Source organism: Hydrogenophaga sp. LT287 (genome assembly GCF_055702805.1).
This window is the reverse complement of record NZ_JBVPZC010000008.1, coordinates 99,290-121,404: the sequence shown is the minus strand read 5'-3', so window position 1 is coordinate 121,404 and position 22,115 is coordinate 99,290. Positions and strand designations below refer to the sequence as shown.

Annotated in this window: 22 protein-coding genes; 15 read left to right on the top strand and 7 right to left on the bottom strand. The window is 65.7% G+C overall.

The annotated features are described in order from the left end of the window. Positions 1–84: 84 nt before the first annotated feature. From AC0GNR_RS08985 to AC0GNR_RS08975, 3 genes are all read left to right on the top strand, one after another. Positions 85–1,593: a CoA-acylating methylmalonate-semialdehyde dehydrogenase gene (locus tag AC0GNR_RS08985; protein WP_472900611.1), complete on the top strand. Its 1,509-nt coding sequence runs from the start codon at positions 85–87 to the stop codon at positions 1,591–1,593. Positions 1,594–1,863: 270 nt separating this feature from the next. After that, complete coding sequence (locus tag AC0GNR_RS08980; RefSeq protein ID WP_472900610.1) at positions 1,864–2,418, top strand: hypothetical protein; 555 nt, start codon at positions 1,864–1,866, stop codon at positions 2,416–2,418. Between the two features lie 109 nt (positions 2,419–2,527). Further along, positions 2,528–3,553 (top strand): DUF3800 domain-containing protein, encoded by a 1,026-nt coding sequence (locus tag AC0GNR_RS08975; RefSeq protein ID WP_472900609.1) that lies wholly within the window; start codon positions 2,528–2,530, stop codon positions 3,551–3,553. 243 nt (positions 3,554–3,796) lie between these two features. Here the strand turns inward: AC0GNR_RS08975 and AC0GNR_RS08970 are convergent, their stop codons facing one another. Beyond that, entirely contained in the window at positions 3,797–5,176 is a 1,380-nt protein-coding gene (locus AC0GNR_RS08970; RefSeq protein WP_472900608.1) for a Fic family protein, read from the bottom strand. Between the two features lie 208 nt (positions 5,177–5,384). Here AC0GNR_RS08970 and mgrA point away from each other — a divergent pair, with 208 nt between their 5' ends. Genes mgrA through AC0GNR_RS08955 form a run of 3 tightly spaced genes read left to right on the top strand, consistent with a single transcriptional unit; the run spans position 5,385 to position 7,035 of the window. Continuing rightward, entirely contained in the window at positions 5,385–6,425 is a 1,041-nt protein-coding gene (mgrA, locus tag AC0GNR_RS08965; RefSeq protein WP_472900607.1) for an L-glyceraldehyde 3-phosphate reductase, read from the top strand. A 60-nt stretch (positions 6,426–6,485) separates the two neighbouring features. After that, entirely contained in the window at positions 6,486–6,785 is a 300-nt protein-coding gene (locus AC0GNR_RS08960) for a BrnT family toxin (RefSeq protein ID WP_472900606.1), read from the top strand. After that, entirely contained in the window at positions 6,769–7,035 is a 267-nt protein-coding gene (locus AC0GNR_RS08955; RefSeq protein WP_472900605.1) for a BrnA antitoxin family protein, read from the top strand. Before AC0GNR_RS08960 ends, AC0GNR_RS08955 begins: the two co-directional genes overlap by 17 nt. Positions 7,036–7,078: 43 nt before the next feature. On the opposite strand, the gene trxA is transcribed toward AC0GNR_RS08955, so the two are convergent. Beyond that, positions 7,079–7,987, bottom strand: a complete 909-nt coding sequence (gene trxA, locus AC0GNR_RS08950; RefSeq protein ID WP_472900604.1) for a thioredoxin — start codon at positions 7,985–7,987, stop codon at positions 7,079–7,081. Between the two features lie 147 nt (positions 7,988–8,134). On the opposite strand from trxA, the gene purE reads away from it, so the two are divergent. From purE to AC0GNR_RS08935, 3 genes are all read left to right on the top strand, one after another. Next, positions 8,135–8,623, top strand: a complete 489-nt coding sequence (gene purE / locus AC0GNR_RS08945) for a 5-(carboxyamino)imidazole ribonucleotide mutase (RefSeq protein WP_472900603.1) — start codon at positions 8,135–8,137, stop codon at positions 8,621–8,623. Between the two features lie 132 nt (positions 8,624–8,755). Next, entirely contained in the window at positions 8,756–9,997 is a 1,242-nt protein-coding gene (locus AC0GNR_RS08940; RefSeq protein WP_472900602.1) for a 5-(carboxyamino)imidazole ribonucleotide synthase, read from the top strand. A 19-nt stretch (positions 9,998–10,016) separates the two neighbouring features. Next, positions 10,017–11,024 carry an L-threonylcarbamoyladenylate synthase gene (locus AC0GNR_RS08935; RefSeq protein WP_472900636.1) on the top strand — a complete coding sequence of 336 codons (1,008 nt, stop codon included), beginning with the start codon at positions 10,017–10,019 and terminating at the stop codon, positions 11,022–11,024. A 12-nt stretch (positions 11,025–11,036) separates the two neighbouring features. On the opposite strand, the gene AC0GNR_RS08930 is transcribed toward AC0GNR_RS08935, so the two are convergent. Together AC0GNR_RS08930 and dacB are read right to left on the bottom strand one after the other, a co-directional pair. After that, a complete protein-coding gene (locus tag AC0GNR_RS08930; RefSeq protein ID WP_472900601.1) occupies positions 11,037–12,173 on the bottom strand; it encodes an SGNH/GDSL hydrolase family protein in 1,137 nt (378 codons plus the stop codon). Positions 12,174–12,402: 229 nt separating this feature from the next. Beyond that, on the bottom strand, positions 12,403–13,911 hold the full coding sequence (gene dacB / locus AC0GNR_RS08925; RefSeq protein WP_472900600.1) for a D-alanyl-D-alanine carboxypeptidase/D-alanyl-D-alanine endopeptidase: 1,509 nt from the start codon (positions 13,909–13,911) through the stop codon (positions 12,403–12,405). A 182-nt stretch (positions 13,912–14,093) separates the two neighbouring features. Between dacB and tsaB the strand changes: the two genes are divergently transcribed. From tsaB to AC0GNR_RS08910, 3 genes are all read left to right on the top strand, one after another. Continuing rightward, a complete protein-coding gene (gene tsaB / locus AC0GNR_RS08920; RefSeq protein ID WP_472900635.1) occupies positions 14,094–14,888 on the top strand; it encodes a tRNA (adenosine(37)-N6)-threonylcarbamoyltransferase complex dimerization subunit type 1 TsaB in 795 nt (264 codons plus the stop codon). A 149-nt stretch (positions 14,889–15,037) separates the two neighbouring features. Beyond that, a complete protein-coding gene (gene rimI, locus AC0GNR_RS08915) occupies positions 15,038–15,544 on the top strand; it encodes a ribosomal protein S18-alanine N-acetyltransferase (protein ID WP_472900634.1) in 507 nt (168 codons plus the stop codon). A gap of 104 nt (positions 15,545–15,648) precedes the next feature. After that, positions 15,649–16,473: a uracil-DNA glycosylase gene (locus AC0GNR_RS08910; protein ID WP_472900633.1), complete on the top strand. Its 825-nt coding sequence runs from the start codon at positions 15,649–15,651 to the stop codon at positions 16,471–16,473. Between the two features lie 107 nt (positions 16,474–16,580). Here the strand turns inward: AC0GNR_RS08910 and AC0GNR_RS08905 are convergent, their stop codons facing one another. After that, the gene (locus AC0GNR_RS08905; RefSeq protein WP_472900599.1) at positions 16,581–17,459 is read right to left on the bottom strand and encodes a DMT family transporter; all 879 of its coding nucleotides are present in this window, start codon (positions 17,457–17,459) and stop codon (positions 16,581–16,583) included. 88 nt (positions 17,460–17,547) lie between these two features. On the opposite strand from AC0GNR_RS08905, the gene pyrF reads away from it, so the two are divergent. Together pyrF and AC0GNR_RS08895 are read left to right on the top strand one after the other, a co-directional pair. Continuing rightward, the gene (gene pyrF / locus AC0GNR_RS08900; protein ID WP_472900598.1) at positions 17,548–18,387 is read left to right on the top strand and encodes an orotidine-5'-phosphate decarboxylase; all 840 of its coding nucleotides are present in this window, start codon (positions 17,548–17,550) and stop codon (positions 18,385–18,387) included. Between the two features lie 178 nt (positions 18,388–18,565). After that, a complete protein-coding gene (locus tag AC0GNR_RS08895) occupies positions 18,566–19,183 on the top strand; it encodes a glutathione S-transferase family protein (protein ID WP_472900597.1) in 618 nt (205 codons plus the stop codon). Positions 19,184–19,211: 28 nt separating this feature from the next. Here the strand turns inward: AC0GNR_RS08895 and AC0GNR_RS08890 are convergent, their stop codons facing one another. Next, positions 19,212–19,658: an acyl-CoA thioesterase gene (locus AC0GNR_RS08890; protein ID WP_472900596.1), complete on the bottom strand. Its 447-nt coding sequence runs from the start codon at positions 19,656–19,658 to the stop codon at positions 19,212–19,214. Positions 19,659–19,745: 87 nt separating this feature from the next. Further along, entirely contained in the window at positions 19,746–20,798 is a 1,053-nt protein-coding gene (locus tag AC0GNR_RS08885; protein WP_472900595.1) for a CYTH domain-containing protein, read from the bottom strand. Between the two features lie 140 nt (positions 20,799–20,938). On the opposite strand from AC0GNR_RS08885, the gene AC0GNR_RS08880 reads away from it, so the two are divergent. Then, positions 20,939–22,111, top strand: coding sequence for a DUF4382 domain-containing protein (locus AC0GNR_RS08880; RefSeq protein WP_472900594.1), 1,173 nt, complete (start codon positions 20,939–20,941; stop codon positions 22,109–22,111). Positions 22,112–22,115: the final 4 nt, after the last annotated feature.

The following is a 22,115-nucleotide window of genomic DNA, read 5'->3' as shown; positions in this document are numbered from 1 at the left end:
AATTCAGCGTTTTGGCCTTGTCCTGTGGGGCGGCAGTTTCTAAACTGCACACACATTCCGCATTTCAACCCCACGAGACACCCCATGACCACTTCCATTGCCCATTACATCGGCGGCACTGTTGCCGCTGGCTCGTCCACCCGTGCGCAAGACGTGTTCAACCCCGCCACGGGCGCCATCACCGGCCGTGTGGCGCTGGCCAACACCGCTGACGTGGCCGCCGCCGTGGCCGCCGCCCAGGCCGCCTTCCCCGCCTGGTCTGACACCCCGCCCATCCGCCGTGCCCGCGTGATGTTCAAGTTTCTGGAGCTCGTGAACCAGCACAAAGACGAACTGGCCCACCTGATCACCGCCGAACACGGCAAGGTGTTCACCGACGCACAGGGCGAAGTGGCCCGCGGCATCGACATCATCGAATTCGCCTGCGGCATTCCGCAGCTGCTCAAGGGCGATTTCACCGACCAGGTGTCCACCGGCATGGACAACTGGACGCTGCGCCAGCCGCTGGGCGTGGTGGCCGGCATCACGCCGTTCAACTTCCCCGTCATGGTGCCCATGTGGATGTTCCCGGTGGCCATTGCCGCCGGCAACACCTTCATCTTGAAGCCCAGCCCCACCGACCCGAGCGCCAGCCTGTTCATGGCCGATCTGCTGAAGCAAGCCGGCCTGCCCGACGGTGTGTTCAACGTGGTGCAGGGCGACAAAGAAGCCGTGGACGCGCTGCTGGTGCACCCCGACGTGAAGGCCGTCAGCTTCGTGGGCTCCACGCCGATTGCGAATTACATCTACGAGACCGGCGCGCACCACGGCAAGCGCGTGCAAGCCCTGGGCGGCGCCAAAAACCACATGGTGGTGATGCCCGACGCCGACCTGGACCAGGCGGTGGACGCGTTGATTGGCGCCGCCTACGGCTCGGCTGGCGAGCGCTGCATGGCCATCAGCGTGGCGGTGCTGGTGGGCGACGTGGCCGACAAGATCATGCCCAAGCTGATCGAGCGCACGAAAGCGCTGAAAGTGCTCAACGGCACCAACCTGGCCGCCGAAATGGGCCCCATCGTCACCGCCGCTGCGCACCAGCGCATCACCGGCTACATCGAAGCGGGCCAAAAAGAGGGCGCGCAGATGCTGGTGGACGGCCGCCGCTTTGACGCCAAGCAAACCGGTGAAGGCTGCGAGGGCGGCTTCTGGATGGGCGGCACGCTGTTTGACCACGTGACGACCGACATGAAAATCTACAAGGAAGAAATCTTCGGCCCGGTGCTCAGCTGCGTGCGCGTGCCCGACTTTGCGCAGGCCGTGCAGATCATCAACGACCACGAGTTTGGCAACGGCGTGAGCTGCTTCACCCGCGACGGCAACGTGGCCCGCGAGTTTGCGCGCCGCATTCAGGTGGGCATGGTGGGCATCAACGTGCCGATCCCCGTGCCCATGGCCTGGCACGGTTTTGGTGGCTGGAAGAAAAGCCTGTTCGGCGACATGCACGCCTATGGCGAAGAGGGCGTGCGCTTCTACACCAAGCAAAAATCCATCATGCAGCGCTGGCCGGAGAGCATTGCCAAGGGCGCTGAGTTTGTGATGCCTACCGCCAAGTAATCAATCGCTTTTGTCGGTTTGGACGGCCTCGTTGCGCTTTGGCGTGGCGAGGCTTTTTCTTTGGCTGCTTCTGTGGCGGGTCTGAGCTGGTGCGGAGGACTGCGCTCATGTCCCCCGACGGCCTGCGGCCGCCTCCTCCTTGACTTCGCTTCGCCCTCCACCCCAGCTCAGACCTTGTGAGGTGTTGGCAAGACAGTGGCGGAGCGTCAATGTGTCAGTTGCGGCGGAACGCAGCTAGCGACCCGGAGCGGCCAGTCGTCCCGATTTCGCATGACCGCAGCACTTGTTTTGTCGGACCTGGCAGGGTCTGTCACGCAAGCCCGCGAGCTACGGCTAGACTGCTCCAAAGATGGAAACCAAGACCTGTCGGGTTTGCCGTTTTTGTTTTGCCTATTTTTTGGAGAAATTATGAAGCCGTTAAAAACTGCTGTTGTCGTTGCTGTCATTCTTGCAATCTCGGGCTGTGCAACAGTCAGGAAACAGGATCTTGACGCTTGGGTGGGCGTACCAGTGGAGGCTCTTGATACTCATTCATTCTTTATCACAGTCCCTCTGTATCGAAGTATCACGCCCAGCGGTATCGAGATTCGGAACTATGCTAATGGCACTGATGTTGCTCAATGCTTCAGCAACGCTGGCGCAAACAAGTCAGGAAAGTACGTCAACGCAAATGCATTCACCACGTGCTCAAGTGGCCGAGTTGTTTGCAACAACATCTTCTATATAAAAGACGGCGTAGTTATTGAATACGCCCCGACAGGTAGCTGCTTCACGAACGAGACCGTCCAACCGCAAGCACGCTATCTTCAGCTGCAGAACAAATGAGACTCGAATATCCCGGCTCTAACCCACCGCTCCAGAGGGGCGCTTCGCCAGCAAGCCCGCTTCGCGCCCCTGAGCTGGCACGTTAGGCTTCGCGGGGGACCATCCGCTCGTGAATATCTTCGTCGATGAGTCCGGCACGTTCGTCGCGGCAGACAAGCCCGAGAGTTGGAACGTCGTCGTTGGTATTGCCGCCTCGGAGTCTTCCCGGCGCAACATCAGTAGGTCACTTGAAGCGTTGAGGGTCGCTGCAGGGGCCAAGCCGAACGAAGAAGTGAAGCTCGGTCGGGTTGAAGAGCATCAGCTTCTTCGGTTCCTGGTCTCCCTCCAGCAACCCGGACTCCTCGTCTTTGCAGTCGCCACAGATGCTGGGCTCAATACTCTTGATCGGGTGCGCGAGCACCAAGCGATGCACGTCGCGGGCACGCGGTCGGCTATCCCTCGAATGAACTTCGAGGAGGGTAAAAGAGCCCTGGCCAACTTGGCCGAGAGGGTCGAATCGCTCCCGCCACAGCTTTACGTTCAGTTGATCTGTCAAGTTGGATTGTTCGAGGACATCATTTCGCGCTCAATTAACTATTTCGTTCAACGGCAGCCGAGAACGCTACGCGAGTTCCGCTGGCGCATCGACCAGAAGAACTCATCTAAGCCTACTTTTGAGCAGACCTTTCTTCAGGTTGCGCCCGCAATTCTTCAGACGCGCTCGATTAACGACCCGATGATCTTCATCAGGCAGTTTGACTACTCGGATATGAGGGACTACGAGTTTGCGGATGGCGAGGCACCCGACTATCTGCAGAAGGACCACGGCCTGCCGGAGATGGAAGGCTTTAATCTCCAGAAGTTGCTTCGCGGCAACGTTCAGTTCCGTAACTCGAAGGACTCAGAGGGTGTTCAAGTCGCAGACTTGGTGGCAAGTACTCTCCGAAGGCTGCTGCGTGGCAACTTCGACAACTGCGACGCCGTGGCCGATGCTCTTGGCCCTTCCATGCTTGAGAATCGACGCGGGAAACTCCCCGTTCTTCTCACCGGCTTCACTGCTGGTGGTCACCCGGTTGGCGCGCATGTCATGGCAGTCCTCAGAACCTTTGAGCGGCAATGCAAGACACTGCTTGTTCGCAGGCCGGGCGACGCCTAACCGCGCGCGGGGTTAGCGCAAACGTTAAAAGGTAGCTTCTGTCCTAACGGGTCAGCCAGAAAGAGGAGATGACCTGGTTCACCCGTCCCAATCCCCGGACCGGCGCGCCGGCTTGTCCTGCATAGCGAAGTCAGGGAGGAGACGGCCGCAAGCCGTCGGGGGACATGAGCGGCGCAGGGCGCCCCGGTGTGCCGGCCCAGCGAGCGAAGGGTTTCCGTATCCCGCACCGCAACGAGCGCCTATCTACCGCCGCTGCCATTCAGAAAACTCCAGCGGCCGAATCCCAAACCGCACCGCATTGCCCTCGTGCAGAGATGCAAATTCGGCCAGCACCAGCGTGGTGAAATGCGCGTGCTCGTCCGGCGGCACTGTGGCGGGAATCTTGCTCTTCACAGCCTCTTCGGTGGCGGCTTCGCCTTGGCGCACGATGACGGCGACCACCTCGGCCAGCGCCTGCCGGTGGCGCAGCCGGAAGATGTCCGGGGGCACCAGGGTCTGCTGGATCGCCACGTATTGCTGGCACGAGCGCTCGTAGGCCCACACGAATACGTCGCGCAACAGCTCCACGCGGTTCAGTTCGTACACGCCGAGCATGGCGTTCACATAGGCCTGTTGCGGCACGTCGATGAAGGACAGCGGGCAAAGGTTGTGTCGAATGAACGGGATGTTGGCGGCCAGCCGCGAGACGCGTTTGTTCACGTCCTCGAACGGCTGCAGATAGGGCAGGTGCACCATCAGAAAGAAGGCCTGCTCGAACGGGTCGGCGATCTCGGCCGCCATCTGCACCACGATGCCCAGCAGCTCTTCCAGCCGCTGGGGCAGCGCCAGGGGCAGGTAGACGCTGCCGCCGATTTCCACGGCGCGGCGGCGCACGCGGCCCACGGCGGTGGGGTCGGCCATCAGGCCGTCTGACAAGAAAGCGTGCAGCGCGATCAGGGTGTCGGTCTGCACGCGGGCGTTGTCGGGGCTGAGCACCAGGTATTCGATGGCCTGCTTGTGATTCAGGATCATCTGCGTTTCCAGCGCGTCCTTGCCTTCGGCGGCCTGACCAAACGCGATCAGCCGCTCGGTGTCCAGACGGCTGTAGGTGTTGCCCTCCAGCTGCGACGAGGCCCACGACAGGTCAATCAGCAGGCGGTTGAGGATGTCTCTGGCGAAGGTGCCGGCCGGCGTCTGCGCGGCGGGCGAGCGACCCATGGCGTGCAGTTGCTCGCGCAAGGCGGGTGGCAGATAGGCCGTGTGGTTGGGGTGGTATTGCTCCAGGAACGACTGCCGGTAGCCCGCCGGGCAACGCAGGTGGCGCGGCTGGGTGACGTGGGCGCGGATCTCGGCCCCGGCTGCGGAAAGGGGCAGGTCGTCGGGCTTTGGGGCGGTGCGCCAGGCCGCCTCGGGCTCTTCCGCGCGAACAGTCGATGTCCGGCGGCGGTAGCGCGCGGTGCGGCGATCCCCCAGCATTTCGATGCGTTGCTGTTCCACCAGCAAGGCCAGGCGCCGCTGCAGGGTGCGGCGGTGGATCGGAGTGCCCAACTGCAGCTCAATGGCTTCAATGCCTACGCTGTCGGTTGCGCTGCCGATGAGTTCGACCAACTTGTCCAGCTCCTGGCTGGGGGTGACGCGTGGCATGGGGTGGGCTTCGATGAGGTTGCTGGTGCATTGCGACAAAAAAATGTCGCAAACCATTTTATGCGACATATAAAAGTCGTAAAGACTATTTTTGCGCCGGTATGGCCCCAAGCTCATCGGTCGAAAAGATGGGCTGCGTGCGGTGACGCTGTGGTTACCACCGGGTTACTGGGTACAGTGCAGCCAACCAAAACCAGGAGACGCACCCATGTACACCGCCAACCCCACCCGCTACGAGCGCATGCCCTACCGCACCGTCGGCAAGAGCGGCCTGAAGCTGCCCAGCATTACCCTGGGCCTGTGGCACAACTTTGGCGACGCCACGCCCATGGAAACGCAGCGGGCCATGTTGCGCACCGCGTTTGACGCGGGTATCACCCACTTTGACCTGGCCAACAACTACGGCCCGCCGGCCGGCAGCGCCGAAACCAATTTTGGTGAGCACCTGCGCCGCGACTTTCGACCCTACCGGGACGAACTCATCATCTCCAGCAAGGCGGGCTGGGACATGTGGCCCGGGCCGTATGGCCAGGGTGGCGGCTCGCGCAAATACGTGCTGGCCAGCCTGGACCAGAGCTTGAAGCGCATGGGGCTGGACTACGTGGACATCTTCTATTCCCACCGCTTCGACGCCGACACCCCGCTGGAAGAAACCATGGGCGCGCTGGCCACGGCGGTGCAGCAGGGCAAGGCGCTGTACGTGGGCATTTCCAGCTACTCGGCCGGCAAAACGCGTGAAGCCGCCGCCATTTTGCGCAGCATGGGCGTGCCGCTGCTGATCCACCAGCCGTCGTACAGCCTGGTGAACCGCTGGGTGGAAGAAGATTTGCTGGACACCTTGCAGGCCGAAGGCATGGGCTGCATCGCCTTCAGCCCGCTGGCCCAGGGCCTGCTGACCAGCAAATACCTGAACGGTGTGCCTGAGGACGCGCGCATCAACCGCCCGGGCGGCGGCTCGTTCACCGCGGCCCACCTGAGCGAGCAAAACCTGGCGCATGTGCGCGCACTGAACGGCATTGCCCTGGCGCGCGGCCAAAGCCTGGCCCAGATGGCTGTGGCCTGGGTGCTGCGCCAGCCGGGCATGAGCTCGGCGCTGATAGGTGCCAGCAAGCCCGAGCAGATCACCGAGCTGGTGGGTGCGCTCGACAACTTGAATTTCAGCGCCGACGAGCTGGCCGCCATTGACCAGCATGCGGTGGACGGCGGCATCAACCTCTGGAAGAAGCCTTCGACCGACCAGCGGATCTGAAAACCCCCTCCGCAAAGACCGGCGCTTCTTCTTTTGTGTACATGATAGTAATATACAAAAATGATCGATCTGGAAAGTCTGTCGGGGTTCAATTGGGACGAAGGAAACGCCCGAAAGAATGAGAAGCACGGGGTGTCTATGGCCGAGGCGGAGCAGGTTTTTTTCAACCAGCCGCTGCTGTTGCTGGAAGACGGCGCCCACAGCCAGTCTGAGCCCCGGTTTCATGCCCTGGGCAAGACAGACGCCGGACGGACATTGCACATCACCTTCACCTTGCGGCAATCCGGGGCCTTGATCCGGGTGATTTCCGCGCGCGACATGCACCGAAAGGAGCGAGCCATTTATGAAAACGCCACGTAAGCCCATCCCCAAGTTTGCGAACGAGGCGCAGGAACGTGCGTACTGGGAATCGCATGACTCTACCGAGCACCTGGATTGGTCCAAAGCCCGCAAGGCCAGCCTGCCGAACCTCAAGCCGACCACTAAGACCATTTCGCTGCGCCTGCCCCAGCATTTGCTGGACTCGATCAAGGTGGCGGCGAATGCGCGGGACGTGCCGTATCAGTCGCTGATCAAGGTGTGGCTGCAGGAAAAGCTGCAGAGCCACTGACCACCAGAACATCGCGCTCGGTCGGCATGTGATGGGTCTCTGATCAGCTCAGCACCACGCTCGACAACCGCCGGCGGTAGGTGGCCACCGTGGGGTCTTCGGGGGGCACCTGGCCTTCGGCCACCTTGGGCTTGGGCGGCTCGATGATGTCCAGGATGGCGATGAAGGTCTTGCGGGCAAGGTCTTCGTTCCAGCTCTTGTCGCGCATCAAAATCTCCAGCAGCTCGTCCATGGCGGGCACAAACTGGCTGTGGGCCATCAGCAGTTGGGCCAGTGCAAAGCGGCTGGCAAAGTCGCGCTTGTTGGTGGCAATTTTGGCCTGCAGGTCGGCGGCGTAGGCCTCGGGGTCCACCACCATGTCTTGCGCGTCGCGCGCTTTCATCCAGCGGTTGAGCGAGTCAAGCCGGCGCACCGCCATGGACTTGGCGATCACCGGCGCAAACGCCACCTTGGCCTCATCGTCGCGCTCCAGTTCCAGCAGCAGTTTCACCAGGTCAAAGCGTGCGTCGTCGTTTTCGGGGTCGGTTTGCACGGCGTGCTGCAGCTTGGCCAGCGCGCCTTCCACGTCGCCCGCCGCCAGCGCTTGCAGCGCATCGGCTTCTTCTTCAGCCGCTTCCAGCACCTCGGCCGCGGGCAGGTGCTTGTCCAGAAATTCTTTGATCTGGCCTTCGGGCAGCGCGCCCATGAAGCCGTCCACGGGCTGGCCGTTCATCATCAGCACGCAGGTGGGGATACTCTTGATGCCAAAGGCGCCGGCCAGTTGCTGTTCTTGTTCGGTGTCGATCTTCACCAGCTTGAAGCGGCCCGCGTAGGCGGCTTCAATTTTTTCCAGCAAAGGGCCAATGACCTTGCAGGGTCCGCACCAGGGCGCCCAAAAATCCACCAGCACGGGGGTGTGTTGCGAAGCCTCGATGACTTCGGTTTCAAAATTGGCAATGGTGACGTCGATCATGGCGGTGCTCTGGAATGGGGGCGCCACAGCCGCCTGAGGCGGTGCGAGGGCGCGAAACGTAAAATCGACACTTTACCGGAGACGGGCCGCTTTCCAGGCCGGTCTTCATGCTCCCGGCCATGGATTGGCTGGGCAAAAGGCACTCACATGAACCCCATCCAAGTGGGCGTGGTCATGGGCTCCAGCAGCGACTGGGACACCATGCAGCACGCCGTGCAGATTCTCAAAGACTTCGGCATCACGCACGAGGCCCGCGTGGTGTCGGCTCACCGCATGCCCGACGACATGTTTGCCTACGCGGAAGCCGCTGTGGGCCGCGGGCTCAAGGCCATCATTGCGGGCGCGGGCGGTGCCGCCCATTTGCCGGGCATGATCGCGGCCAAAACCGTGGTGCCGGTGCTGGGTGTGCCGGTGGCCAGCAAGCACCTGAGCGGGGTGGATTCGCTGCACAGCATTGTGCAAATGCCCAAGGGTGTGCCGGTGGCCACCTTTGCCATTGGCCAGGCGGGTGCGGCCAACGCGGCGCTGTTTGCGGTGGCCCTGCTGGCCAGCGAAAACCCGGCCCTGCGCGACCAGCTGGAAGCCTTTCGCGCCGCGCAGACCGAAGCCGCACGCGGCATGACGCTGCCGGCATGACCCACCCCCGCCGCGCTTTGAGCGACCCCCACCAGGGGGCAACATCTGCTGGCTGGCAAAGCCAGTTACATGATGTTCTGGGCGGTGATCATTTCGTTCGTTTCGTTTCCTGATTTTTGGACCCCAACACCCATGAGCTTCAAGCCCCTTCTTCCCGGCAGCACCTCGGCCAGTGGCCAGCAAATCACGCTGGGCGTCATGGGCGGCGGGCAGCTGGGCCGCATGTTTGTGCAGGCGGCCCAGGCCATGGGTTATTTCACGGCGGTGCTCGACCCCGACCCAGCCAGCCCGGCCGGGCTGATAAGCCACTTTCACATTCAAACCCCCTACGATGACGAGCAGGGTCTGGCGCAGCTGATGCAGCGCTGCGAAGCCATCACCACCGAATTTGAAAACGTGCCGGCGCCCGCGCTGGTCACGCTGGGCGCCCACCGGCCGGTGGTACCGTCGGCCGCTTGCGTGGCGGTGGCGCAAGACCGCATCAAAGAAAAATCGCACTTTGTGCAATGCGCGCCCATCAGCGGCGTGTACCCCGCGCCTTACGCAGCCATCACCAGCGCCGAGCTGCTGGCCGCCGTGCCGGCCGATTTGTTGCCCGGCATTTTGAAAACCGCCCGCATGGGCTATGACGGCAAGGGCCAGCTGCGCGTGGGCACCCCCGAAGAGCTTGCCGCTGCCTGGGCGCAGCTGGGCAGCGTGCCCTGCGTGCTTGAAAAGCTCATGCCGCTGCAGGCCGAGTGCTCGGTGATCGTGGCGCGCGGCTCTGACGGCCAGAGCGTGAGCTTCCCGGTGCAGGCCAACACCCACCACGACGGCATTTTGGCGCTGACCGCTGTTTACGACGGTGCGGTGCCCGCGGCGCTGGCCGAGCGTGCGCGCGCCAGCACCGTGGCCATTGCCAACCACCTGAACTACGTGGGCGTGCTGTGCGTTGAATACTTCTTGGTGGACGACGGCCAGGGCGGGCTCGACCTGATCGTCAACGAAATGGCACCGCGCCCGCACAACAGCGGCCACTACACGCAAAACGCCTGCGACCTGTCGCAGTTTGAAGCCCAGGTGCGGGCCCTGGCTGGCCTGCCGCTGCCCACGCCGCGCCAGCACAGCCCGGCCATCATGGTCAACCTGCTGGGCAACCTGTGGTTTGATGCCAATGGCGTGCGCGCCAAGCCCAGCGAACAACCCGTGTCGCCGCCATGGGCGCAGGTGCTGGCGTTGCCCGGCACCCACCTGCACCTGTACGGCAAGCTCAGCGCCCGCCCAGGCCGCAAGATGGGCCACCTGAACATCACCGCGCCCACCGTGGAACAGGTGCGCGAAACCGCGGCGAAAGTGCTGGTGCTGCTGGGCCTGCCCGCGCTTGACGGGGTTTGAGCGTCTGTTACCCATGCCTCTGCTGCTGAGCGCCACCGACCCCGCCGCCATTGAGGCGGCTGCGCAGCGGCTGGCCGCGGGCTCGCTGGTGGGCATGCCCACCGAAACGGTGTACGGCCTGGCGGCCGACGCCGACAACGCCAGCGCGGTGCACCGCATTTTTGAAGCCAAAGGCCGCCCCAGCGACCACCCGCTCATCGTGCACCTGGCGCCCGGTGACGGAGCGCAAGGCTGGCGCGCCGGGGTGGACCACTACGCCCGCGAAGTGCCCGCCTTTGCCCAGGCGCTCATGCAGGCCTTTTGGCCGGGCCCGCTCACGCTGATTTTGCCTCGCCGCGAAGGTGTGGCCGCCGTGTCAGCCGGTGGGCAAGACTCGGTGGGCCTGCGCTGCCCGTCGCACCCGGTGGCGCAGGCGCTGTTGGCGGCCGCCCGGGCACACGGCGTGTATGGCGTGGCCGCACCCAGCGCCAACCGCTTCGGCCGCGTCAGCCCCACCACCGCCGCGCATGTGGCCGAAGAGTTCAAGCAGTTGCCTGACGACGCGCTGTTGATTTTGGACGGCGGTGCTTGCCCGGTGGGCATTGAGTCCACCATCGTGGATTGCACCCGCGGCCACCCGGTGTTGCTGCGGCCCGGCATGGTCACCACCGCGCAGCTGGAAGCCGCCTGCGGCCAGCCGCTGCGCGGGCGGGACGAAGCGGCCCCGCGCGCCTCTGGCACGCTCGAATCACACTACGCGCCCAACGCCAAAGTGCGGCTCATGGCCGCCCAGCCCCTGCAGTCCGCACTGGATCTGCTGGGCCCCGATGCCCGCCACATCGCGGTGTACGCCCGCGCACCGCTCAAAGCAGCCCGGGGTGTGAGCCTTCGCCGCATGCCCGACGACGCCGCGCAAGCCGCCCAAGCCCTGTTTGCCACCCTGCGCGAACTCGACGCCACGGGTGTGAAACTCATCTGGGTAGAAACCCCGCCCGCCAGCCCCGAATGGGACGGCGTGCGGGACCGCTTGCAGCGGGCTGCGGCTTGAGCTGAATCCGACTTACCTCCAGCCTTTCGCGTCAAGCGCCTGGGTCACCAGTTGGCCCATCAGCTCATTGGTTCGTGGTGTGCCATGGAAGTTGTCTGAAAACACATAGCTGGTCCACCAATCCGCCGTTGTCTCCCCAGTGGGGAATGGCGGTGTGCTCAGCAAAGTCGCGGTGCAGGTGGCGATGCTGTAAGTGGGAAGGCCCGACTCTGTGCCTGTGGTGGGACAGGCCGGTGTGGTGGCGTTTGTTAACCCAAAGTCTGTAGGTTCGGATACCCATTTATTCAGTTCAGCGTAAAAGTCCACGACGGCGACCTTGCTGTTACCGTTGAGTCGGTTCTTAAGTTGGGTGTTGAAAGTAACGACCCAGCTGTTCGCCAGGGCTTTAACTGTGGCTGCCGTATCCGGACTGCTTTGCCCGATCAAGGCCAGCAAGCCCAAAAAGCGTGGCGTCACAGTCACATCGGGCGCAGTGATGACCACGATGCGTTGGGCGCCTTTGTTCAGTGCTTGCGTGGTCAGTGTATCGGCTAGCAGATTGGCCAGGGCTGCCATGTATGTGTTGCCTGCTGCGGCTAGCCCTGTCGCGCCGCCCCCCACGGCGGTTTGCACTTCCAGGGGAGTCAGTAGTTCACTGAGCAACGCTACATACGAGGCACCATTGTCGGAGCTGGCGGCTAGGTAGGCACCCACCAAATCGGCAGCGTCGTTGCCGCCGCCGTCAACCAGTAACAGTTCTTCGGCACCATAGCTGCCTGTGGCTGCCACGTCTTCAAGTTGCTGAATGATGGAGAAAGGCGTGTCATCGCCGGCGGTGCCGCTCACGTTGACACGTCCACCGCCGACGCCATAACTCGTACAGGAGGTTGCTGTAGGGTTGAGTGCGACGTTGGTCGCGGTGGTTGCTACATACCTAGGGCAAAGGGCCGGCGCTCCAACCGCAGCAGTGACACGATCTATCCAGATCAGACTGGGTTCGCTGTTCGTTCCCTGCACTGTAAATTTGATACCAAAGGTACCGCTGTCATTCAGGCTGTCGCCCACGACTTTGACGGACGTGGTTCGAATGGGCGCGGGGTCATCGCCGCCGCCGCAAGCCACGAGAACAAGAGCCGCTGCCGCAGCGGCCAGACTGGTACGCAAAAACATGGGAGGTCTCCTGAAAACCTGTGTGCAATAAAAGAACGATCGTTCTATTTTTATGCTACTTGTTACGTGAAGCTGGCAACAGAGGGTTTACGAGGGGGCAGGATGCGCTTGCGCGGTGTCTTCGGTCGACGCGCATGCCGTTTTTTCTGGCTGTACTTGTGGTTCAGTGGGTGCGACAGGCTGTGCATGCCGCGGGCACAGGTCGTCTGTCAAGGCAGGGGTCCCGTCCTCAGTCCGGTTGCCCAGCCGTCCATTCCACCAAGGCTTCCAGTGCCGGCCGCGCGGCTGGTGCGTTGGGGTGGTTGATGAAGCCCACCACAGCGTAGCGTGCGCCGTTGGCTGCGTTGACGTAGCCGGCGATGCCGGTCACGTCGCGCAGGGTGCCGGTTTTGAGCCAGGCGTTGCCGCGGGCGGCGCTGTTGGCGCCGCGGGCCATGCGGGCGGTGGTGCCGCTGACCCCTGCGATGGACAGGGACTGCACAAACTGCTCACCTTTGGGGTGCACGGCGGCGTGGCGCAGCAGGCCCACCAGGGCTTCGGGGGTGATGCGTTCAATGCGGGACAGGCCGGCGCCGTTGTCCATCACGGGGGCGGTGTAGCGCAGGCCAAAGGTGCGCTTCCACCAGCTCGCCACCACCTCGCGCGAGCGCTCAAAGCGGGCGGTGCGCACGGGCGCGAGCCGGTCGGCCAGGCTGCTTTCGGTGAGCACGCGCGTGGGCGACAGCTGACCGAGCGTGAGGAACACCTGCTGCGCCATCACGTTGTTGCTCCACTGGTTCACGTCGGTGATGATGTCTGAGAGCGGCAGCGAGCGGGCCTCATGCAGCAGCCGGGCGCCCGGCGGCGTGAGGCCGGCGCGCACCTCGCCGGTGATGGCGCCACCGGTGGCGCGCCACAGGCCTTCGAGCGAGCGGGCTGCGTAGCTGGCCGGGTCTTGGTAGGCCACAGGCCACACGCGTTCGCCGCAGCTGCCGGGGTAGCGGCCTTCAAACCGGATGGTGTTGGCGTCGTTGAAGCGGGCTTGCAAGCTGCCGCGCCAGTCGCCGCAGCCGGTGCGCGACAAGGGCACGGTGGCGTCGATGTCGAGGCCGGCCATGGGCGGCTCGCTGGTCACGCGGGCCACACCGGCGGTGGTGTCGGGCTGAAACGTCAGCACCACCGACTTGAAGTTGACGAGCAGGGCGTCGGGTGACGCGTTGTAGGGGCGCAGGGCTTCGCCGTCAAAGGCGCCGGGGTCCATGGCCGGCAGTTCAAACGCGCTGTGGTCGAGCACCAGGTCGCCCAAAATCACGCGCACGCCCTGGTCTTGCAGGTTCATGAAAGCGGCCTGGATGCGTTCGAGCACCAGTTTTGGGTCACCGCCACCACGCACATACAGGTTGCCGCGCAGCACGCCCTGGCTGACTTCGCCGTCTCTGTAAAAGCGGGTATTCCAGGTGAAGTCGGGGCCCAGCAGGTCGATGGCCGCGTAAGTGGTCACCAACTTCATCACCGAAGCCGGGTTGACCGAGGTGCTGGCGCGGTAGCGCAGCCGCTCCTGGGCGCTGGCGTCCAGCGACACCACCAGGGCCGAAAACGCGCTGGCCGGCACGCCCGCGCGCGCCAGCGCAGCCGACACGCCCGGCGGCAGCGCGCCTGCAGGGGCCGCAGGCTGCGCAGCCACCGGCAAGGCCAAGCCAGCCAAGGTGGCAAGCAGCAGTGGCAGGGTCACAAAGGAGCGGAAAACAGATGAAAACATGGTGTTTTCATTATGTGGCGGCGATCGGGGTCCCCTGTACCCCAGCCGTGTAAAGGGCGGAATTTGTGCATGGGCGGGCGGGATGGGGCGGCGGCGCTCACCGGCCAGCCGGCGCCTGGGTGGCCGATAATGCCCGGATGCCCGTTGTTGCCACCGATTTGTCTGCCAAGCCCCCGGCCGCTCTGCGCCTGCTGGCCCTTGAAACCAGCACCGACACCTTGTCGGTGGCGCTGGGCAGCGGTGTGCCCGGCGATCCGGTGTGGGAACACACCGGCCCCGGCGGCGCCCAGGCTTCGGCCACGCTGCTGCCTCTGGTGCAAACGCTGCTGACCCAGGCCGGCTGGACGCTGCACAGCCTGGACGCTGTGGTGTTTGGCCGTGGCCCAGGCTCGTTCACGGGGCTGCGCACCGCCTGTGCCGTGGCGCAGGGCCTGGCTTATGGCGTGCAAAGCCCCAGCCAGCCCGATGGCCTGCCGGTGCTGGCGGTGGACACGCTGCTGGCGCTGGCCGACGCCGCGCGCCAGGCGCTGCCAGAGGCACCGCAACAGCCGGGCGTGATCGTGGCCTTGCTCGATGCGCGCATGGACGAGCTGTATGTGGCGCCCTACGCCCAAACCGCCCAGGGCCTGAGCCCGCTGGCGCCGCCGCGCCTGTGCGCGCCGCAAGATCTGGGTGCCTATCTGGCGCAGTGCCTGCCGGCCGATGCGGGCCTGGCCGAAGGGCGTTGCCTGCTGGCGGGCAACGTGTTTGCGGCTTACGCCGAACGGCTGGCCCATGTGCCCGGCCAGCGCCTGCTGGCCTTGCCCAGCGCCAGCGCCTTGCTCCGGCTGGCGCCCGGCCTGCTGGCCGCCGGGGTCGCCACGGCGGCCCGCGACGCGCTGCCGCTGTATGTGCGCGACAAGGTGGCGCAAACCACCGCCGAACGCGATGCCCTGCGCCTGGCCGTGTCCCCAGCGGCCACGTCCACCGCTGCCTGAGATTCATGGCCCCTTCCGCTCAAGCCCTGCCCCCCGGCGCCGTGGCACCAGCCCCTGCCTGGGCCCAGCGCGACTGGCCCGCGCTGGCCACCTCTGAAAGCCCCGGCCCCGCGCTCACCCACAGCCAGCGCCGCATTGCGTTTGTGCCCATGACCGAGGCGGACCTGGATGCCGTGGTCGAGGTGGAAAAAACCGCCTACACGCACCCTTGGTCGCGCAAGCATTTCAGCGATTCGCTGCAGTCGGGCTACCCGGCGGTGCTGCTGCTGGGCGAGCCGCTGCCGGGCGAAGTGGCCCACCCTGGGCGGCCCGATGGCCGCGTGCTGCTCGGCTACCTGGTGGCCATGCCCGGCGTGGACGAGGTGCACCTGCTCAACATCACCGTGGCCCCGGCGCAGCAGCGCCAGGGCTGGGCGCGCTTCATGCTCGACGCGCTGGTGCTGTGGTCGCGCGGGCAGCGCGCGCAGTGGCTCTGGCTGGAAGTGCGCCACAGCAACACGCCGGCGCGGGCTTTGTACGAACGCTACGGTTTTGCCCAGGTGGGCCTGCGCCGGGGCTACTACCCCGCAGGCCAGCGCGAGCGCGAAGACGCCGTGGTGATGAGCCTGAACCTGGTGGTGGCGCAAGCCCAGGCCGCCCAAGAAAAAACGCCATGAGCACAGACCTGCCCACACCCGCCGCCGAAACGGCTGACACCGACGCGCCAGACACCTCGTTCGTGCCGCAGCTTGATGCGCGCCAGCGCGCCATGCTGGCCGAAATGGGTGTGCGCGTGTGGGCGCCCAAGCCGGCGGCGCCCGTGAAACCGCCCGTGGCATCGCCCGAGCCCGAGCGGCCCGTGGCCCGCCCTGCGGCAGCACCGCTTGCTGCACAGGCGCCCGCTGCGCCCGCACCCGCGGCAGCCCGCCCACCGGTCACCGCCAGCGCCCGTCTAGCCACCCCGGCCCATGCCACAGCACCAACGCCGGTTGCGCCAGCAGCTCTCGCACCGCTCCCGGCGGGTATCGAGCTGATGGACTGGCCTGCGCTGCGCGAAGCCGTGGCGAGTTGCCAGGCCTGCGGCCTGTGCGAAGGGCGCAAGCACACCGTGTTTGGCACCGGCAGCACGCAGGCCGACTGGCTCATCGTGGGCGAAGCACCCGGTGAAAACGAAGACTTGCAGGGCGAGCCTTTTGTGGGCGCTGCGGGTCAGCTGCTCGACAACATGCTGCGCGCCGTGGGTTTGAGCCGCACCGGCGAGGGCGCTCAGGGCGCCTACATCACCAACGTGCTCAAGTGCCGCCCGCCTGCCAACCGCAACCCCCGGCCCGCCGAGGTGGCGCAGTGCGCGCCCTACTTGGCGCGCCAGGTGGCGCTGGTGCAACCCAAGGTCATCATCGCCATGGGGCGCTTTGCCGTGCAGTCTTTGCTGCAAAGCAACGAGCCCATCGGCAAGCTGCGCGGGCAGGTGCACCGCTACCAGGGCGTGCCGGTCATCGTCACCTACCACCCGGCCTATTTGCTGCGCACCCCCAGCGACAAGGGCAAGGCCTGGGCCGACCTGTGCCTGGCCATGGAGACAGCGAACACCCCCCTGCGTCGCTGACGCGTCTTCCCCCCTCTCTGGCGCGCCTGTGGCGCTGGGAGGGGGGACGCACCCTACGGCCCGGCAAAGCCGGTTCCGTGGGTGCCTGCGAAGGTGCGCTCCATGCGTCAGCGCCGCGCCGGCAACAACACCGTGGCAATCGCCACCATCACCAGGGCCACGGCGGCCCAGTCTTGCCAGTGCAGCACCTCGCCCAGCCACCATGCGCCGCTGAACACGCCCAGCACCGGAATGAACATGACCGACAGCGTGGACGCGATGGGTGGCAGGTCGCGCGCCAGCATCAGCCAGGCCACTTGCGCAAAGGCAAACACGCCGATGGCGTTGTACACAATGGCCGCCTGAATGGCCGGTGTGGGCCAGACCCAGGCGTCGCGTTCAAACACCACCGCCAGCAGCGTCATCCACAAGGCGGTGAACAGCGTCATCCAAAACGACAGCGCCAGCGTGGGGTGCGGTATGCGGGTGCGGCGCATCAGCTGCGTGCCCACCGCCCAGGTGGCCGCGGCCACCAGCATCATCGCCACGCCCAGCGGCTTGCCTGAGAGGCTGGTGATTTCGTGCCACAGCAGCAACACCACGCCCAGCGCCGCCGCCGCCACGCCACCCCAGGCCCGGCTTTGCAGCCGCTGGCCAAACCACCAGGCGCCCACCAGCGCTGAAAACACCGGCATGGTGTAGCCCAGAATGGCCGCGCGCCCGCTGGACAGCGTCTGAATGGCCAAGATGGCCAGCGTGTGCCAGAAGAACATGTTGAACACGGTGAGCAGCGCCAGCTCGCGCCAGTGCGCGCGGCCCACCTGAAACGGCACCCGCCGCCACAACAGCACCGCGCCCAGCACCGGCAGCCCGATCCACATGCAGATGGTGCGAAACGTGAGTGGCGGGAAACCGGTCACACCAAATTTCATGATCGGCCAGTTGACGCCCCACACCAGGGTGAGCAGGACGAGCAGGATCAGTTGTTGGCGAGACAGGGCGTGCATGGCCGCGATCTTAGGGGGCTTTGTGGCCGGGTGCGCTGGCGGCGTCTGCTGCGCTGTCGCGCTGGTTGCCGAACCGTAAAATCACGCCATGACCTTCATCGACATGCTGCAAGGCGCCGAGCGCCAGAACCGTTCCCTGTTGTGCGTGGGCCTGGACCCGGACCCGGCCAAATTCCCCGCCCACCTGAAGGGTGACGCCAGCCGCATTTACGACTTTTGTGCCGCCATCGTCGAAGCCACGGCCGACACCGCCATCGCCTTCAAGCCGCAAATTGCCTACTTCGCCGCGCACCGCGCCGAAGACCAGCTGGAAAAGCTGATGGCCCACATGCGCGCCGTGGCGCCGCAGGTGCCGGTGATTCTGGACGCCAAGCGCGGCGACATCGGCAGCACCGCCGAGCAGTACGCCATCGAAGCGTTTGAACGCTACGGCGCCGACGCCGTCACGCTCTCGCCCTTCATGGGTTTTGACTCGGTGCAGCCCTATTTGAAGTACCACGGCAAGGGCGCTTTTTTGCTCTGCCGCACCTCCAACCCCGGTGGCGACGACCTGCAAAACCAGCGCCTGGCCTCGGTGGACGGCCAGCCTTTGCTGTACGAACACGTGGCGCGTCTGGCGCAAGGCCCCTGGAACCTGAACGGCCAGCTGGGCCTGGTGGTGGGCGCCACCTACCCGGCTGAAATTCAGCGCGTGCGCGAGCTCGCGCCCACCCTGCCGCTGCTCATTCCCGGCGTGGGCGCACAGGGCGGCGACGCCGTAGCCACCATCCGCGCGGGCTACCGCACGCAAGGCGGTGCCACCACCGGCCCGGTCATCGTCAATTCGTCGCGCGCCATTCTGTACGCGTCCAGCGGCGAAGACTTTGCCGCCGCCGCCCGCCGCGAGGCGCTGCGCACCCGCGACCTGCTCGAAGCCGCCAAGGGCTGAGCCCCGCTGAAGGCTTCGCGCACGCGACAGCCCGGGCGCGACAGAAACCCGCCCGCCCACTACCATGCGCGACGGCCATGGAGGTGCCGCAGCGCATGATCAATTTCTACACCGCCGCCGAACGCTCCAGCGAACCAGCCCGCGTTGAAACACCCCCTTGTTGGAAAGGCGGCCCCCCATGAAGCTGTTCGTTTCCCCGCGCGCGCCCAACCCCCGGCGCGTGCTCATGTTTCTGGTTGAAAAAAATATCAATGGGCTGGAGCTGGTCAACATCGACCTGAACGCCCAGGAACACAAAACCGAGCAGTACCGCGCCAAAAGCCCGCTGGCCCGGGTGCCCGCACTGGAGCTGGACGACGGTCGCGTGCTGACCGAAACCCGCGCTATTTGCACCTACATGGAAGGCCGCGTGCCCGAGCCCAACCTGATGGGGCGCACGTCTGAAGAGCGCGCCTTCATTGAAATGGCCGACCGGCGCGTGGAGTGGTCCTTCATGCTGCCGCTGGCCAACGCCATTCGCCACACCCACCCCGGGCTGGCGGCGCTGGAACAACCGCAGTTTCCCGACTTTGGCCAGTCGCAGGCGGGCAAGGCCCGTGAAACCGCCGCCTGGCTCGACGCCGAATTGCAGCGCCAGCCCTGGGTGGCGGGTGAGCGTTTCACCATCGCCGACATCACCGCGTTTTGCGCCGTCGAGTTTGGGCGGTTGATGCGCTTCAAGCCCGCCGACGAAGGCTTTGCCGCGCTGCAGGCGTGGCGCGACAAGGTGGCTGCGCGGCCCAGCGCCCTCGTTTAAGCGGCACCTGAAAAAGCCCGGTCGCCCGCTATTCCAGGGGGGCGGGCCGCGTGCCGTCGAACTGGGCCCGCGCGCTGCTGGCCAGCGCCATTTCACCAGGCGTTTCGGGCGTCCAGCTGTCCACCCGCATGGGCTGGCCATCGGCGTCCAGCGACACATACACCGCCAAGCATTCGGCGGTTTTTTCCAGCTTGCGGGTGGCCAGGTCGCCGCTGTGCACCGCCACCGCAATGTTCATGTGGGTCTCGCCGGTGAAGGCCAGCCGGGCCCGCACCTCCACCAGGTCGCCCAGTTTCACCACGCGCAAAAACCGGATGCTGCTCATGTACACCGCCCGGCAAGGCCCCCGCGCCCAGGTGGTGGCGCTGGCGTAGCCGGCCTCGTCGATCCACTTCATCACCGTGCCGCTGTGCACATGACCACCCGGGCCGACCGCCCCGGGTTCGACCAGAAAACGCAAGGTAATGGCTGACACGGCAGAGTCCTCCCGGTGGTGTACGTGGGGGCCATTGTGGGGCGCTGGCCGGGGTTTTGCCAAGCGCTTTGCGGGCCAGGCGGTCGCTCAGCGCGCGCGCTTTGTGGGGCGCGGCGGGTCTTGCAGCGCCAGCACGGCGCGGGTGAAGGCGAGCAGGTTCAGTGCGTGGGCGGGGGCGCTGAGCGCCGCTCGCCGTTCCCGGTTGTTCGCGCTGGCCAGGGCGCGCTCTGTGGCCTGCCACTGCCCGCGCCAGTGGGCCACAAACCGGCGTGGCAGCACCGGGCCAAACCGCTTCAAGGCTTTGAGCAGCTGCCGCAGCGCCAGGCGCGCCTGGTGCATGAACTCGGGGTTGGGCTGATTTGCGGGCGCTGCCTCTGCCTGCAGCCAGCCCGACACATTGGCCTGCAAGTGCACCAGGCTGCCCAGCGCCACGGCGCGAAACGCCATCAAGGGCGAGCCCTGGGGTGCGGGTTTGGCGGGCTCGGCTCTCACCGGGCCGGGCGGCTGGTTCAAATACAAGGCCAGCCCGCGTTCGGCCTTGCTGCGGTCGCTCGGGTGCAGCCAGATGCCTTGCGCGGCGTGTCCTTGGGGGCCCAGCGCGAGGGTGTGGGCCAGGTCCAGCAGGGCGTCCACCGGCCCGGTTTTCAGCTCCAGCTCCAGTTCCAGCAGCGGCTCGCGCCGGGCGCCCTGGGCGTTGCGGGTGGCCACGAAGCCTTGGTCCAGTGCCGCCTCCACCTGCGCGCCACCGTGGTGCAGCAGCCAGCTGTGGCGGGTGAAGTCGGTGCGAAACACCGGCACCAGTTGCGGTGCCAGCGCGGTGAGTTGCTTGGCCAGCGTTGTGTCGTTCACCAGAGCGGCAAAGTCAAACCGTCCGGGCTGGGTGGGGGCTTCCCATTCGCCGCGCTGGCTCAGTCCGCCCACGCTGTGCCCGGCGGTTTTCACGGTCAGCAGGGTGCGCCGGCCCACTTGCCGTTCGCGCACCGCCAGGCGCTGCTGCATCAGCGTGAGCGCGGCGGTGTCGAAATAGGTGTTGCGCAGGCGCTCGCGCCGGGGCGCCTGGGCCACCAGCAGCGGGTGGGCCAGCAGGCGCGGCAGGTCGTGCGGGTGCAGCGCGAGCTTGAGCTCGGTTTCTTGTGGCATGGGCGGCCTTGTGGTGGTGTGCAGGCGCGGGGATCGCGGGTCCGGTTGCGTGGGGTCCATCAGGACTTACACCTGGTAACCCTGCGCCCGGTGCAGCGTCTTGAAAATGGCGGCTTGCTGTTGCTTCAGGAGACATTGACATGAACATTTTGACCCGGTTTCGCCTGCTGTTTGCCATGCTGTTGCTTGGCGTGTTGGCTGCCTGCGGTGGCGGCGGGGGTGAGGCTTCAGGCAGCGGCACGCTGCGCCTGGCCCTGACCGACGCGCCGTCGTGCGGTTACGACGAGGTCAACGTGACGGTGGAGCGCGTGCGCGTGCACCAGAGTTCGACCGCTGCCGACAGCGATGGCGGCTGGGTGGACCTGGTGCAAGACCCACCCCAGCGCGTGGACCTGCTCACCCTCACCAACGGCCTGCTGATGGAGCTGGGCCAGACCCGCCTGACCGCAGGCACCTACCGCCAGCTGCGCCTGGTGCTGGCCGACAACACGGTGCTGAACCCGATGGCCAATTCGGTGGTTCCCACCGGCGGCACCGAGGTGGCGCTGAAAACACCCAGCGCGCAGCAGTCCGGTTTGAAAATTCGCGTTGGTATGGATGTGGCTACCGACCAGCTGGCCGACGTCGTGCTCGACTTCGATGCCTGCAAGTCGGTGGTGAAAGCCGGGGGCTCGGGCCAGTTCCTGCTTAAGCCGGTCATCACCGCGTTTCCCCGCACCGCCACCGGCGTGGCCGGTGAAGTGGCTACTTCGCTGGCCAATGGCAGCACCACGGTGGCCCTGCAGCAAGGCGGCGTCACCCTGCGTTCCACCACCCCTTCGCTCTCAGGCTCCTTCCTGTTGCAGCCGGTGCTGCCGGGCACCTACACCCTGGTGCTGACCGCACCGGGGCGGGCGGTTGCGGTGGTGAGCGGCGTGGCGGTGGCCGAGGGCACTGTTGTGCGCATCCACCCCGCGGCCACCCCGTTGGACCCCGCCATCTCAACCCGCAGCGGCACGCTCACCGGCACCGTCACCACGGCGCTGTCGCCGGTAGACGCTTCGGTGCGTGTGCTGCAGCCGTTGCCTGCGGCGGTGGTTGAGCTCATCAACCGCCCGGTGGACGGCGACACCGGCCAGTACCGCTACCGCTTGTCCACCGCCGCACCCGAGCTGGCGGTGCACGCGGGCGGCGCGGCGCTGGCGTTTGCCCCGGTCGGCGCGGCCGCCGGCCCGTTCACGCTGGAGGCCACGGCCGCTGGCCAGACCCAGGCCGTGGAAGCGGTGGTTCTGGGCGATGATGCAACCGCGACCACCAACTTTGTTTTCCCTTGAAAGA